This is a genomic window from Cupriavidus pauculus, assembly GCF_008693385.1.
Taxonomy (GTDB): domain Bacteria; phylum Pseudomonadota; class Gammaproteobacteria; order Burkholderiales; family Burkholderiaceae; genus Cupriavidus; species Cupriavidus pauculus_D.
The window spans coordinates 2,964,501-2,979,402 of record NZ_CP044065.1 but is presented as its reverse complement, the minus strand read 5'-3'; the positions used below and the strand labels follow the sequence as shown (position 1 = coordinate 2,979,402).

The following is a 14,902-nucleotide window of genomic DNA, read 5'->3' as shown; positions in this document are numbered from 1 at the left end:
TGTCCGCCATGCTAGTGAGGCGTGCGATGTGATTGCCAACGTAGCACCGAAGAAGTACGGAAACTAGTCGGGAAATAGGCAGTTGTTACCGTGAAACGACAGGTCCGATGCGCAGAAGAGGCTGGACGTGATTCTTGATGCAGCGCAATATCAAAAAGCAGGTACGCAGAGAAAAATCAAATGCCAGCAGTAGACCGAAATGAAGTGGCTCAAGGTAATGTAGAACTGACCATGGAAGACCGCTTCCATATGCTGTTAGGTCGCCTCGTTCATTCCGTGGCGAGACTCGACCTGCATGTGGGTCTACAGCTTCGCTACTGGGGTCACCCCGAGGACGCGAAGATTCAAGAGCTGCTAAGACCCCGAATCGCCCGGCTGGAGGAGCGGCTCAAGGCGTTGGAGAAGCTGTTGGAACGAGCATGGGGAGCGAGCAACTCGAAAGGATGGCAGGAGATGGACCTATGGTTTCGCCGTGCTCACAAAGCAAGGGCATTTCGAAATGAATATGCCCACGGGAGATGGGCGGCGCCCGGGAAGCACCGTTTTACCGAATCCGGCAGGATAAGTGACGCTGCACCGCTGCTAGTGTTTGTCCCACTCGATTGGGACATGTCGGAAGACCGCGAGGACCAGTCCATCGAAATGACACTCGACGAGTTCGCTTTACAGGTTCGCGAGGCAGAACAACTATCACAGATGCATTGGGGACCTTACAAAGAGATACGGTGGCAAAGCGTACACGGGGCATTGGCTTAGCCGGTGACGAGTCCCCTCCTAAGGGGGGAGACTCCACAGCACAATATGCCGATGTAAACTGCGTTCGAGCGGCAATCAAGATATTAATATCAATTACATCTGGTCTAAGTTTCGTTGTGCCGGGGGCGTAGGGTCGTCTGGCGCCGGTTCAGAGGTGGTGTTACCTAATGCAAGATGAGCCTTTCCCGACGGGGTCCCGAGCGGGCAGAATAAGCAGCATTGTCGATTCGCACATCGTCGATGTACGCATCAGACGCGTTGACTTCACGTCTACGACTCTGCCTTGCGTGAATGCGCATTTCCTTTATCCAGTCTTCAAAGACCGCCGACCGACAATGGAAGAGTTGGCGAAGATGTTGGTTAAGGAGATCACGAAGTTCTGCGCAACGCGGGCGGACCGCCGTAAAGCCAAGCGTCTCGACAACGAAGCCGGTGACTTGGAGACCGGCGCGGTTGAAGAACTCGCCGCGAAAGCCCGGAGCCTTTTCATGGCACCCGACGCGGACGACCGCTCCGGGGAAGCCGGAGAACTGCTCCTGTATGCGCTCATCGAGCACTATCTCCGCGCCCCATTGATTGTCTCGAAGATGCGGCTGAAGACCAGTACTAACATGCCGGTCCATGGGGCTGATGGTCTCCATGCGGGATGGTGCGAAAAAACTGATGCACTGATTCTCTATTTCGGAGAGTCAAAGATGCATCAACAGTTCGCTAGTGCCATGCAAGATGCGGCGGAGTCCGTGGCGGCCCTTGTGACAAACAAGGGCGGGCGCCTGGAGCGCGAGCTCGACTTGGTGTCGAACTTCCACGACTTAGGAAACTTCCCTGAGCAAGGTATTGAATACCTGCTGCGCTTCCTCAACCCGTTCGAGACCGAGGAAGGCAATCGACGAATTGACCGCTTCGCGATACTTGTCGGCTTCGACTATCACGCTTACGCGAAGGTCGCTGACGTGCCGTTAGCCGAAGTCGAGGAAACGTTCCTCAATTACTACAAGCGGGCGATGAATCAAAAAATCGGTACGGCTCGGAGCCACCTCAAGCACAACGGGATTGAGCTTGAGAACGTCGATTTGTTCATCTTCCCTGTGCCATCAGTGGACTTGTTTCGAGCCAAGTTTCAGGAGGCGATGAATGGCTGAATTCGCTTTCAGGCTAGCAGAGCGCATTGAGTCCAGCCCCTTGTTCCAGGAAGCGCTAGCGGACCTGCAGAAGCAAAGTCTGATTCCGTTGGTCGGCGGTCAATCTAGCTTAGAAACGGTTCGGGCAGCCAGGTTGAGTGAGGCAGCAATTGCTTTGGCGCGCTCGACGGAGCCGAGGCACCAGGGTCTCGCTCAAGATATTGCGTACTCCTTGGTCGCTTGCGATGCAGATTCCAGGCTCCGCGGCGTATGGCGCCACATTCTGGCTGAGACAGGCAACTTTCCTGCCGGTGATTATGTCTCCGACCGACCACTCATCGAGCAAGAGCTACCGTGGACGTTGAAGGTCCGCGAAGCGGCCCGCCGCGACCAGAACACGGTCAATGTGCTCGGGCGGGAGATTGTTTTCACAGATTTCCAAGCGGACGTTTGGTCGCGGCTGCACGGACACCAGTTCGTGAATGTGTCCGCACCTACTTCCGCAGGAAAGTCCTTTCTGGTCCAGATGTACCTGCTGGATGAACTGGCAAACACCCAGGCAACCAGAAACATTGTCTACCTAGTACCTTCTCGTTCGCTCATTTTTGAGGTGCAGGCCAGCCTCACTCACGCCCTGAAGCCGCTGGCAGACAGGGTGGTAGTTAGCAGCGTTCCGCAGGTTCATGACGACTTGCATGCGGGGAAGAGTCTGGTCTTTGTGCTTACGCAAGAGCGCCTACAGACCATTCTGAACGAGTCCACGATTGAGTTCGATGTCGTAATCGTGGATGAGGCACAGCAAATCGGTGACGCGGATAGAGGGATTCTGCTCCTTGGTTGCCTAGAAGACGCGCTTACTCGGCACCCCGAGAGCAAGATGCTGTTCATCACCCCAAGTTCCAAAGACGCGCGAACCATCGCACCTTTGCTCGGAGCAAAAGAGGTGCAGACAGTTCGGAGCGCCGTTCGACCAGTACGTCAGAATCTTCTGTTCGTTACTTGCAGTGGCCGGAAACCAAGTCGGATGGTCTCAGTTCAGCTGCATCGGCAAGGCCAAGACAATCTGAACGTCGGTAGCATCCTAACGGAGCGAAGCACCGCCAAGGACGATAGGCTCGTGACAGCCGCCTTAGAACTTGGGAAGGATGGGCAGAGCATTGTCTACGCGTGGGCGCCTTCGACTGCTGACAAGGCTGCTTCAGATTTGGCTGACGGCTTGCCTAAACTTGAGAACTTCGTTGATTCGCCGCTGGAAAAGCTCTCCAGTTTCGTTGCGGAGCACATCCATCCAGAGTTCAAGCTTGCAAAGGTACTAAGAAAGGGTGTCGGCGTGCACTACGGACGCCTACCGACGACGATATCGAAAGCGGTCGAAGAGTACTTTGACGAGGGGCATATCAAGTATTTGGTCTGCACGTCCACGCTGCTCCAGGGAGTGAACCTTCCCGCGCGCAACATCTTTCTGAAGAATCCTAAGAAGGGTACAAAAGGACCGCTGGAGGCCAATGAGTTCTGGAATCTTGCGGGCCGCGCCGGGAGGCTGAAGCGTGATACACACGGTAACGTGTTTCTGGTCGATTACGAGGATTGGGAATCTCAACCTGTTTCAGACCAGCAAACGACGGACGTAGAGCCCTCCATTTGCGACGCGCTTGGCACCAAACAAGAGCTGGTGTTGACTTATGCGCAAGACCTTCACCATAAGTCCGGTGTCAAAAAGGAGGCGCTCGCGGAAAGCGTATTCACGCGGTTGTTCCTGGACGCTCGAGACGGGACAATCGACCAGACCATTGAGCGCGCACTGGCGCGGTATCCGACCGTAAGCGCCTCGGCTTTGAAGGACGCCGTGATGGCCGCACAAGACCGTGTGTCCTTGCCCACGTCGCTGCTCCGGCGCAACAATCTGATATCGCCACTGCGCCAGCAAGCGCTGTACGACCACTTCACAGAACGTGCGTCCGACAGGATGCTTAGCAGCATGATTCTTGTGCATCCTCGTAGCAAGTACCCGGACGCAAAGACGCAGTTGGAAACGGCCCTTCGGGCAATTCATACTCATCTAGAAGGCAAGCTGACCAACGAGGAGTTCTTCTATGGCTGGTTTGCGCTCGCCTGGATGCGTGGTGACTCGCTGCGCTCGTTGATTGATAACCGAGTTGCATGGGAACTCCGGAAAGCCAAACTGGAAGCGTTTGAGCCCGAAAAAATTGGGTCATTCGCTAGAACAGTCATGGAGCAAGTAGAGACGAAGCTGCGCTACCATTACGTCAAGTACCTGCGGTGTTACATGGATATCCTCACGCACAAGCTCTTTGAAATCGGCCGCAGTGACGAAGCAGAAATGCCGCCCATTCCATTGTTCTTGGAGCTTGGTGCGTGTGAGAGAACGCTCGTCTCCGCGATGGAGCTCGGCATGTCTCGAATCGCCGCCTTGGAAGTGTCCAAGTTCCTTCCGAAGGACAAGGATGCAGGGTTCATTCGGCAGGAACTGAAAGCGAAGTGGTTCTGGCGCGGAGAGCTTTCGCCTTTCGTTGTTCGGGAACTAGAGAGACTTGGATTGTTGGACTGAGGCTCTATCGTCTGATGCTGAGTGATGACGTCACCCGTCAGAGTCCGTACACGCAAAAAAATTCACACACGGAATTTCATGAGCAATCCTTCCACTAGCGGCGACATCATCGCCCAGTTTATTGGGCGCTACCGCCGAGAGTTCGATTTTTTCGAGCAAGCAGGACGTATCGTCGCCCAACAGCTAGAGGCCCAACTCGAGTCTTCTGGTATCCGCGCGATGGTCACTTCGAGGGCAAAGAATCCAAAGCGCCTAGAGGCGAAGGTTAGGCAGCGTGGCGTGGATAAGAAGTATGCGGCTGTGGAGGACATCTTCGCAGACATCGTTGATTTGGCCGGCGTTCGAGTCGCCCTGTATTTCCCTGCCGAGAGGTCGGAGGTCGACAAGATTATCCGCGAGAAATTCTTCTTGAATGAGGAACCGAAAGAGTTCAAAGGTACCTCTGGCCCAGCATCGTACCGGAAGCGATTCACGGGGTACTGGGCGACACATTACCGGCTACAAATTCAAGAGAGCACGCTGGCCGATGCGAACAAGCGTTTCTCTGAGGCTCGGGTTGAAGTGCAAGTTGCGTCTGTCTTGATGCACGCATGGTCTGAAGTTGAACATGACCTTGTGTACAAGCCTCTCCAGGGAGAGCTATCCGAGGACGAGTTGGCCATCCTTGACGAGCTAAACGGAATGGTTCTAACGGGTGAAATCGCGTTAGAGCGGCTTCAACGAGCGGCGGAAGTCAGGCTATCGAAGCAAGGCGCAAATTTTGAGAACCACTACGATTTGGCCTCGTACCTCGTTAAGTATGTGAGGGCAAAAGACGAAGACCCGTCGACAGAGCCAGTCGTTGGTGACGTGCAGCTGCTGTTTCGACTTCTGAAGATTCTCAACATTTCAAATCCCGATGACCTCGCTCCATATCTAGAGAATCTAAGTCCAGGGTCAGAGTCGCGCCCTGTGTCTGAACAGATTGCTGACCGGATTGTAGCTGCAGACCCAGAGCGATACAACGCATACGCCCTTGCTCGGAAACAGGAGACTACCCAGGAGGCGGCCCCGAGAATCTATGGGCATACGTCGACCAGTGTTCCTGCGCATGAAGGAGTCATTCATCCAGACAATGGTCGTTCAGACAACGGGGAAATCGGGTTTTTCCTGGCTCAGTGGATAACTCTGGAGAGATTCCTCAGGGAAATGGCCGAGATGCGAGGGATGCGGAAGAACAAAATTCTGTTTGTTACCAATAGAAAATTAGTCGAAGCACTCCAAGTCTTCACGGCAGAGCAATTGTCCGCCATCGAGTTCATGCGTCGCGTTCGCAATAACCTCGTCCATGGTATTGAGATGCCGGATGTAAAGTTTGTTCAGTTGATGGGTGAGGAGCTATCGTCCATGCTTAGTCAGTTGCGGAGCGATAGCCGTGATGACGTCAGGGCCGCTGCCGAAAGAGCCATGGCCAAAAAGGAAAAATCTGCCTGACGTGACCTGCGCCCCGTGTTTAGTACCGTGACGATGTAGAGTCCGTTCCCAGGAGGAGCGGTCATGAAGAAGCGATTCACTGAAGAACAGATTATCGGCGTGCTGAAGGAAGCCGAAGCGGGCCTGAAGCCCGCGGAGCTTTGCCGCAAACACGGCATCTCGGAGGCCACCTACTACAATTGGAAGGCAAAATTCGGCGGTATGACTGTCTCCGACGCGCAGCGTCTGAAGGAGCTGGAACAGGAGAACAACAAGCTCAAACGCCTGCTGGCCGATTCGATGCTCGACAACGCGGCGCTGAAGGATTTGCTGTCGCGAAAATAGTCAGCCCGCAGGCCAGGCGTGAAGCGGTCCGGATGTTGGTGACCGAACGCGCTATGGGTGTCACCCGCGCCTGCGGGCTGGTAGGGATTTCGCGTTCGCTGTTTCACTATGAATCGCGTCGCCGAATCGACGATGAGGTGCTGACCGAGCGGATGACGGCTATTGCCGCGCAGAAGCGCCGGTATGGCTATCGCCGGATTCACGTCCTGTTGAAGCGGGAAGGCTGCCTGGCCAATCACAAGCGCATCTGGCGCCTGTATAGCAAGGCTGGACTGAGCGTGCGCAGGCGTCGCCGCAAGCGTATTCCTGCCGTTGAACGCACGCGGTTGCCGATCACAACCGGCCCGAATCAGAGCTGGTCGATGGACTTCGTCTCGGATGGACTGGCGCATGGTCGGCGATTCCGTTGCCTGAACGTGGTGGATGATTACACGCGCGAGTGCTTGGCTATCGAGGTGGACACCTCATTGCCGGGCATGAGAGTAATGCAGGTTCTCGAGCGGTTGAAGGAGGCGCGCGGCTTGCCGGCGTCCATCACGGTGGACAACGGTCCGGAGTTCGCTGGTAAGGTGCTGGATGCGTGGGCCTACGAGGCAGGCGTTACGCTCTCGTTCATTCGACCGGGCAAGCCTGTGGAGAATGCTTATATCGAGAGCTTCAACGGTCGGTTCCGCGACGAATGCCTGAACGAACACTGGTTTGTTTCGATGCGTCACGCCAAGACGCTGATTGAAGATTGGCGCAATGAGTACAACACCGAGCGGCCTCATAGCTCGCTCGGCTACCTAACCCCTGCGCAATTCGCTCAGGGGAAGGCAGCGTTTTTAACCCCGGACTCTAATCGCATGCCGTACTAAAACCGGGGGCAGGTCACTAATGCTTTGGACCATCGCGTACGAAAAAATGGCCTCCTACTGGAGGCCATTTTCTTTGCCCAAGGGACAGCTCGGCGGGCCCCGCCCCGGGACTCATCAACAGACCCTGGCGCGATGCCGTGCTCATCTCCTTCGCCCTCTCACGGCAAATGCCGCAAGCGTGAAATGCACGCTCGAAAAACAAAATCCGCCACGGAGGGCGGATTTTGCTTTCAGAAGTTACTACGCAGGAGGCTCTTAACCGTCGCGATGGCCGGTCCTGGCCGGGACCCATCACCAAACGGTTCGAGTATAGCGGGATGCAGGGCCGGTAACAATGCGCTGCCGCACGTTTCGTAGAACGCCTATGTGCTAGACGTCCTCAGGGAAAAGTTGCCGCATCTCTTCCAGCGTCAGTTTGGAATCGGCGGCGACCTTCTCATACAGCGTGAACAATTCCAACTGAGATCTCATTGTCCTGATCTCTTGCTGCAAGCGGTCAGACAGCGCCTTCTCCGCGGCTAGCGATTCGGCTTCCGTGATACGACTACCTGCCGCCACGCCGTGCAAGATGGCATCCCTCAGCTGGGCTCGAGCCTGTCCTCGAATGAAGACGTTAAAAGTTGTATCGCGCGAATGGCGTCTCCCGTCATGCACCACGAGTGGCGCAATGATGCGACTGGCCGTGACGGTTTGGATCATCGTGCATATCGCCCAACTGCGCTTCTGGTAATGAGACATTCGTGAAAGTTGCGACGTGACTTCTACGACTGCCTTCTCATCGGCGTCCGGCGACTTCGAGCTGATCGGAATGACCTGTACCAGGTCTTCCGCCTTTCGCTCGATCACCTGCGTCACCACCGCGAGTCGTCGCTTTGGCATGCTGTACAGCTGAATCGTATCGACATACTGCTTGCTTTCCCTGAACTCGCCCTGCGCGTCGCCAACGTTGAAGTGGTGGCCGAACTCGACCTCCACCAGCGCCCAAGGGTGCAGCACCCCGCGGGCGCCTTTCCGGCGCGCAGCGAGGATGTTCTTCAGGTAGTACTGCTTGTCGATCTGCGTGCGTCGGATGAGCCGGACGCGATAGGTCAGTCGGTCGGCGGATGGCTCCCACTGAACGCTGTGGACTTGCCACCGGTACTCGGCGTGGCCGATGAATTTCTTCGTGAGGAAAATGGGATTGCCCACGGTCGGGCTGACCGGCAGGAGCACCTGCTCGATGCCGTGGTGGGCTTCGTGGCCGAGGGTGAGATATGTCTCGGTACCGGTGGCTGCATCCACCTTCGCTTCTTCGTAAAGGATGACGACCATCGTCGATGGGAACCGCGTGTTCCATGTCGGCTGCGCAAAACGAAAGGCCTCCCGACGGGAGGCCCTTCACCTTTCGCATCGTGGCGACAGGCCGATCGATGCGTGATGGCAACTCTATGAAACAGCGTGCAGCGCGTACATCGCCGCGCTACGAAATCGCCTTACTCGTTCACTCCGGCTGGATCCCCGCGTCCTGGATGATCTTGCCCCAGTGCGCGACCTCCGCGTCGTAGAACTTCTTGTGGCCCGCCGGCGACAGGCGGTCGTCGGTGACCATCGTGATGCCGAGCGCCTCTTCTCGTTTGATAAGTTCGGGATCTTTCAGCGCGGCGCGCAGGGCCGTGTTGAGTTTGGTGAGGACCGCGGGCGGGGTGCCGTGTGGCGCGTAGAGGCCGTGCCAGACCGTGAAGTTGAAGCCCGGCAGGCCCGCTTCATTCAGCGTGGGGACGCTTGCCAGCGCGGGCACGGCGGAGCGCTGGAGGCTGCTGACGCCGTAGGCCTTGACCTTCTTGCCTTCGATCTGCGGCGTGCTGTTGGTGGCCTGTTCGCACATCAGGTCCACCTGTCCGCCCATCAGGTCCGACATCGCCGGGCCCGTACCCTTGTACGGCACGAACGTCATCTTGCTCTTGAGCATGCTCTGCAGCATGAGCCCGCACAGGTGCGAGGCCGACCCTACGCCTGCGTTCGCGAGGTTCAGCTTGTCGCCGTCCGCGGAGATCAGCTTGCGCAGGTCGGCGAGCGTGTTCGGCGCGAGCTGGGGTTTGCCGATCAGCGTCGACGGCGCTTCGTTGATCAGCCCGAGAAACTCGAGGTCGGAGCTCTTGTAGCCGAGCTTGCGGTAGAGCGACGGCGCGGTGGCCAGTCCGATATGGTGGACCAGTAGCGTATAGCCATCGGGCGTCGCGCGCGCGACGCGGGCGGTGCCGATCGTGCCGCCGGCGCCCGTCGTGTTCTCCACGACGACGGTCTGGTTGAGCTGCTTGCGCAGCGCCTCCGCCACGTCGCGGGCGATCTTGTCGCTGGGCCCGCCAGCGGCGAAGGGTACGACGAGCGTGATGGGTTTGTCGGGATAGTCGGCGAGGGCGATGGCGGGGGTGACAGCGATACCACAGGCTACAGCGAGGCCTGCGGCACGGAAGATCGTGCGCGGGTTCAGCATGTTGTCTCCTGATTCTTGTGGTGGTACTGCGGTGCAAAGCGTACAGCGAAAAAGCGAAACCCGCCTGCGTCGCAGGCGGGGGCGTGGGATCAGAACGAAGGCATCAGGCCGACAGCATCAGGCCGACAGCGCCTGCATCACGCTGTAGAGATCGGACTTGCCCTCGAAGCCGATGCCGGGCAGATCGGGCATGGTCACGTAGCTGTTCTCCACCTTCACGCCATCGGGGAAGCCCCCATACGGCTGGAACAGGTCGGGGTAGCTCTCGTTGCCGCCGAGGCCCAGGCCCGCGGCGATGTTCAGCGACATCTGGTGCCCGCCGTGCGGAATGCAGCGGCTGGCCGACCAGCCATGCTGTTTGAGCATATCGAGCGTGCGCAGGTACTCGACGAGGCCATACGACAGCGCGCAGTCGAACTGCAGCCAGTCGCGATCGGGGCGCATGCCGCCGTAGCGGATGAGGTTGCGCGCATCCTGCATCGAGAACAGGTTCTCGCCGGTCGCCATCGGCTTGTCGTAGTAGTTGCGCAGCGTGGCCTGCAATTCGTAGTCGAGCGGATCGCCGGCTTCCTCGTACCAGAACAGGTCGTATTGCGACAGCGCCTTGGCGTACTGGATCGCGGTGTCGAGATCGAAGCGGCCGTTGGCATCGACGCAAAGGCGCTGACCGTCCTGCAGGATGCTCAGGATCGAATCGATGCGGCGCAGATCCTCATCGAGCGACGCACCGCCGATCTTCTTCTTGACCACCGTGTAGCCGCGGTCCAGATAGCTGCGCATCTCGTCCTTGAGCTTGCCGTGGTCCTGGCCCGGATAGTAGTAACCGCCCGCGGCGTAGACGAACACCTTGCGGTTCGGCTTGCCGTCGCCGTAGCGGTCCGCGAGCAGCTGGAACAGCGGCTTGCCCTCGATCTTCGCGACGGCATCCCATACGGCCATGTCGATCGTGCCGATGGCCACCGAACGCTCGCCATGGCCGCCAGGCTTCTCGTTCGTGAACATCGTGTCCCAGATCTTGTGCGGATCGAGGTTGTTGCCGGTGGCGTCGACCAGCGAGTCGGGGTCCGCCTCCATGATGCGGGGGATAAAGCGCTCGCGCATCAGCATGCCCTGGCCGTAGCGGCCGTTGGAATTGAAGCCGTAGCCGACCACGGGCTTACCGTCGCGGATCACGTCGGTGATCACGGCCACGAGGCTCAGCGTCATCTTGCTGAAGTCGATATAGGCATTGCGGATGGGCGAGCTGATCGGCAGCGTCTTCTCGCGAATTTCAACGATTCTCATCATGTCTCCGGGGGCGTCCGCCTGAACAGGATGGCGGAAACGAGTCGGTAGCATAGAAGCCACGATCGCACCTAGAATTCACCGGCAGTCAATTGACTATTAACCGACGGTGAATAGACGATGAAGTCCGACCTCGCGTCCGAACTCGAATTCTTCGTGCTGATCGCCCGCCGCGGCAGCCTTGCCGCGGCCGCGCGCGAACTCGACCTCACGCCGCCCGCCGCGACCAAGCGGCTTGCGCAGACGGAGGCACGTCTCGGGGTGCGTCTGGTCAACCGTACCACCCGCAGCGTCAGCCTGACCGACGAGGGCGAGACCTACCTGCGCTACGCCACGCGCATCCTCGCCGAGTTGCGCGCGATGGAAGAGGCCGTCTCCAGCGGGGGCGTGGCGCCGCGCGGCCTGTTGCGCGTCAACGCCACGCTCGGCTTCGGCCGCACTACCATCGCGCCGCTCGTGTCGGAGTTCGCGCGCCGCTTCCCCGAGGTCGAGGTGCAGCTGCAGGTGACCGATCGCCCGATCGACCTCGTGGAGACGGGGTTCGACCTCGCTATCCGCTTCGGCACGCTGCCCGACAGCCGCCTGGCCGCGCGCCGCATCATGTCGAACCGGCGTTTTTTGTGCGCGTCGCCCGGTTACCTCGAACGCCACGGCACGCCCCGCACGCTCGCCGACCTCGCACGGCACCGCTGCATCATCCATCGCCAGAACGACGATGCGTATGGCATCTGGCGTTTTACGCATCAGGAACATAGCGAAGCGATCAAGGTGGAGGGCAGCCTGTCGAGCAACGATGGCGACATCGTGCTGGGCTGGGCGCTCGATGGCCACGGCATCCTGATCCGCTCGGAATGGGACCTCGCCAAGTATCTCGAAAGCGGTCGCCTGCGCGTGGTGTTGCCGGAATGCACACTGCCGTCCGCGGACCTGTTCGTCTACTACCCCAACCGCCGTAACCAGACCGCACGCGCGAGGGCGTTCATCGACTTCCTCGCGGAAGCCTTCGCGCGCGGATGATTGCGTTTGAAACGAACGGCGACGCGCGGCGCGCGTGCAGCCGACGTTCGCCCCGTTCTCGGCCAGGTTCTTTGCTATGGGCGGCGCGCCGAACAGCGTCGTTGATTAAGTAAACGCTGTAATAAGGCGAAGGTCGCCAATCGCCGTCGAAACGCTGGCGCAAAACCGTGCGAATGCGCGCATTCCAATGTGAAAGAAATAACAGGAGTGACAATCCGCGGGCGGATGGCGCGATTGCGCGGTGCCGCAAATGCTTCAAAACTGAAACAAAATCGAGACAAGCGGTCGGCAATTGGACATGTTGCTTATACCCCTCATCGGAGGGGGAATTGCCGCCGCCATCCTCCCGACGAGGGGAGCATATGTCACGCGAAAGTCATCGAGCGGCGCAGCCCCGGACCGGCCCCCGGCCGATGCCCCGAAAGCCGCCTCCGGCGCGGCTATCGGGCCATCAGCAAAGCATGGCGCATTTGGTATTGAGAAAATCGAGAACGGGCGCGATGCCCTCGCAGGTGGCGGAATAAATCATGAATCGACCCTGCTGCCGGCACTTTACCAGACCGGTCCTGACTAATTCCTTCAAATGAAATGTCACCGCGGAAGGTGTCAAATCGGAAGAGGCGGATATAATTCCCGCCGAAATACCTTCTGGCCCGGCTTCTGTTAATAATAAAAATATACGCAGACGATTCTCCTGGGCGAGTGCTCCCAGAATATCTGCAGCGTTCTTGATATCCATCGGATTATACTTCCCTGCTTATTATTGAATTCCCGACAAATACAACGGCATGCCTGCCGCCGCTCCCCTTAGCCTGCCATTCTCGCTCCCAGTGCCTTGTACTGCAAGGCCCCGCGCGGGATAGAAGAACGACATGTTGAACGTTCCATACAACGAAATTTCAAACGCGGACCATGTAAAAATGACACATCCGCGCAGAATTCATATACGGTAGCGAACGCCGAATAATAGGCTTACCAGCATTAAACTACAAACTATTCGTGACATTTCAATGCTGCTAAAAACATTGAAACTATTCTGCTTCAGACAAAACGGTGGCTTTGCTACGATTCTCGCCGCCGTCCCATTGGACCGGTGTCCGGGATGGGGCCGCTTAATCGAGCCATTTGGCCCAGCAGGTGCCATCCATTTCCCCGTATTCCACGCAGAAGGAGTCCGTCATGAAGTTCGCACAGCTTCGCCGCAAGTTCCGCCAGGCCGGTCAGGGCATGACCGAATACATCATCATCGTGGCCCTCATCGCGGTGTCCGCGATCGGCGTGTACGCGATGTTCGGCCAGACCATCCGCAACCAGACCGCCGCGCTGGCCTCGGAAATGTCGGGCAAGACCGACGAGTCGCAGAACAACATCAACCGCGCCGGCGAGTCCTCGGGCCAGGCCACGAGCAAGGCCAATCAGGGCAAGGGCCTGAACAACTTCAACGTCGGCAACGACACCGGCAAATAATTAGAAGATTGGTGTCGATATCATGTGCAGCGTGCGTCACCGGCGCACGGCCGCGCCCGCCCGGCAACGAGGGCAGGCGCTGGCCTTCGCCCTCATCTTCCTGGCCGTGGGCGCGGTGGCGCTGTACGTGGCGTTCAACGCTTCGCAGCTGACCACCGCCAAAGCCAAGCTGCAGAACACGGCCGATGCCGCCGCGTACAGCGTGGCGGTGATGCAGGCACGGGACTACAACTTTGCCGCGTACACCAACCGCGCAATGGTCGCGAACCAGGTGCACGTGGCCCAGCTGCTGAGCCTCAAGTCGTGGATCGAGGAAGTCGACGAGACTGACGGCAAGGATCACGTCACCGACGAACTGGTCAACATTTTCGCGGACCTCGGCGCCGTGCAGTGGACCCTGCCCAAGCAGGTCGCGCGGCCCATCATCGCGCCGCTGAAGGCGACCGTGAATTCGGTCGCGCCAACCGCGGTGAAGGGCCTCGACGTGCTGATCGAGGGCCTGTCCCTCGCGCAGCAGGCCTATACGGTGGCCACCAAGCTCAACATGCCGTTCGTCGCCGAGGAAGTCGCGCAGGCGAACCAGCGCGACACGCATGCCGACAAGGGCTACCTCGCCACGCTCGGCGCGCCACGCATCGCGGCGTGGCAGAAATTCACGACACGCACGGACCCGCAGGCTACCGGCGCCAAGGGTGCGGGCGGTACGGGCGACCGCTTTGCGGACGTGGTGACCGACGACGCGAGCATGGACGGTTTTACGCCCGAGCGCGGCAATATCCGCACGCCGTTCGTCGCCAGCACCGCGTACAAGGGCTGCACGGGCGCGTCGGTAACGTTCATGCTGGTCGGCCAGCCGCATTCGGGCGCCACGCAGCTGCGCCCGGACATGAAGGGCTGGGAAGCGCTCGACGCAACCGCGGCCGAAGGCTTTATCAGCTGCCTGTTCCTGCCGGAACCGGTGCCGCTGATCATCCCGATCATCGAGTCGATGGGCCGCGGCGGCGCCGCGAACGGCCCCGGCAATCGCTACTCGGGCACGAGCGGATATCGCGGCACGGGCCATATCGGCGATGCGATCGCCAGCGCGGCGGCCGTTGCCGCCGGCATGCAGTACTCGGCCGGCCCCGGCACCTCGCTCGACAACAGCAGCCGCGCCGGCCTGCAGCAGTACTACGACCTTTCCACGCCGGCCAATGCCACGCCGGCGAAGGGCGCGGACTTCAATCGCGCGCCGACCCTCACGCTGCAGGTCTCGCGCAATATCGCAAGCACGCGCACGACGTCCACGCTGCGGGTCGGGGTGGGCCGCGTGGGCCTGCAGGAAGGCGCCCCGTCGAGCGAGCTGCGCGCGCTCGCAAGCGCCAGCGCGTACTTCATCCGGCCGCGCAATAGCAGCGGCGCGGGCGCGCTGCTGCGCGCGGCGTCGTGGAACCGTTCGGACAACCGCTACGAGTATCCGAGCCTGTTCAATCCGTACTGGCAGGCATCGCTCGTCGATACGCCGACGGTCGAGCTCGAAGCGGCCGCCGCCGCGCAGGCCGCGGGAGCGCCATGATGCGAG

12 protein-coding genes are annotated in these 14,902 nt (G+C 59.3%); 8 read left to right on the top strand and 4 right to left on the bottom strand.

Translation table 11 applies throughout. The features are described 5' to 3' along the window. Positions 1-180 precede the first annotated feature (180 nt). From FOB72_RS13665 to FOB72_RS13645, 5 genes are all read left to right on the top strand, one after another. Positions 181-756: a hypothetical protein gene (locus tag FOB72_RS13665; RefSeq protein WP_150373013.1), complete on the top strand. Its 576-nt coding sequence runs from the start codon at positions 181-183 to the stop codon at positions 754-756. A 287-nt stretch (positions 757-1,043) separates the two neighbouring features. Beyond that, entirely contained in the window at positions 1,044-1,898 is an 855-nt protein-coding gene (locus FOB72_RS13660) for a DUF1837 domain-containing protein (protein WP_223851334.1), read from the top strand. Continuing rightward, positions 1,891-4,446, top strand: a complete 2,556-nt coding sequence (locus tag FOB72_RS13655) for a DEAD/DEAH box helicase (RefSeq protein WP_150373010.1) — start codon at positions 1,891-1,893, stop codon at positions 4,444-4,446. The genes FOB72_RS13660 and FOB72_RS13655 overlap by 8 nt, the downstream gene beginning before the upstream one ends. Positions 4,447-4,524: 78 nt before the next feature. Further along, entirely contained in the window at positions 4,525-5,919 is a 1,395-nt protein-coding gene (locus FOB72_RS13650) for a RelA/SpoT domain-containing protein (RefSeq protein WP_150373009.1), read from the top strand. A gap of 63 nt (positions 5,920-5,982) precedes the next feature. Next, positions 5,983-7,100 (top strand): IS3 family transposase gene (locus FOB72_RS13645; RefSeq protein WP_411859798.1). Its coding sequence is split into 2 segments (ribosomal slippage): positions 5,983-6,238 and positions 6,238-7,100, totalling 1,119 coding nucleotides; the frame shifts between segments, so codons are not numbered across the junction. A 369-nt stretch (positions 7,101-7,469) separates the two neighbouring features. On the opposite strand, the gene FOB72_RS13640 is transcribed toward FOB72_RS13645, so the two are convergent. The 3 genes from FOB72_RS13640 to FOB72_RS13630 all read right to left on the bottom strand — a co-directional run bounded on the left by FOB72_RS13640 (position 7,470) and on the right by FOB72_RS13630 (position 10,857). Continuing rightward, a complete protein-coding gene (locus tag FOB72_RS13640; protein ID WP_150373007.1) occupies positions 7,470-8,411 on the bottom strand; it encodes a type II toxin-antitoxin system PemK/MazF family toxin in 942 nt (313 codons plus the stop codon). Between the two features lie 169 nt (positions 8,412-8,580). Then, a complete protein-coding gene (locus FOB72_RS13635) occupies positions 8,581-9,573 on the bottom strand; it encodes a tripartite tricarboxylate transporter substrate-binding protein (protein WP_150373005.1) in 993 nt (330 codons plus the stop codon). Positions 9,574-9,690: 117 nt separating this feature from the next. Then, positions 9,691-10,857, bottom strand: a complete 1,167-nt coding sequence (locus tag FOB72_RS13630) for a mandelate racemase/muconate lactonizing enzyme family protein (RefSeq protein ID WP_150373905.1) — start codon at positions 10,855-10,857, stop codon at positions 9,691-9,693. A gap of 120 nt (positions 10,858-10,977) precedes the next feature. Between FOB72_RS13630 and FOB72_RS13625 the strand changes: the two genes are divergently transcribed. Then, positions 10,978-11,874, top strand: coding sequence for a LysR family transcriptional regulator (locus tag FOB72_RS13625; protein WP_150373004.1), 897 nt, complete (start codon positions 10,978-10,980; stop codon positions 11,872-11,874). Positions 11,875-12,325: 451 nt separating this feature from the next. Here FOB72_RS13625 and FOB72_RS13620 read toward each other — a convergent pair whose 3' ends face one another. Then, complete coding sequence (locus FOB72_RS13620; protein WP_150373003.1) at positions 12,326-12,613, bottom strand: ArsR/SmtB family transcription factor; 288 nt, start codon at positions 12,611-12,613, stop codon at positions 12,326-12,328. 440 nt (positions 12,614-13,053) lie between these two features. Between FOB72_RS13620 and FOB72_RS13615 the strand changes: the two genes are divergently transcribed. After that, on the top strand, positions 13,054-13,341 hold the full coding sequence (locus FOB72_RS13615) for a Flp family type IVb pilin (RefSeq protein WP_150373001.1): 288 nt from the start codon (positions 13,054-13,056) through the stop codon (positions 13,339-13,341). Positions 13,342-13,363: 22 nt separating this feature from the next. Next, positions 13,364-14,896 carry a Tad domain-containing protein gene (locus tag FOB72_RS13610; RefSeq protein WP_150373000.1) on the top strand — a complete coding sequence of 511 codons (1,533 nt, stop codon included), beginning with the start codon at positions 13,364-13,366 and terminating at the stop codon, positions 14,894-14,896. The last annotated feature ends 6 nt before the right edge of the window (positions 14,897-14,902 follow it).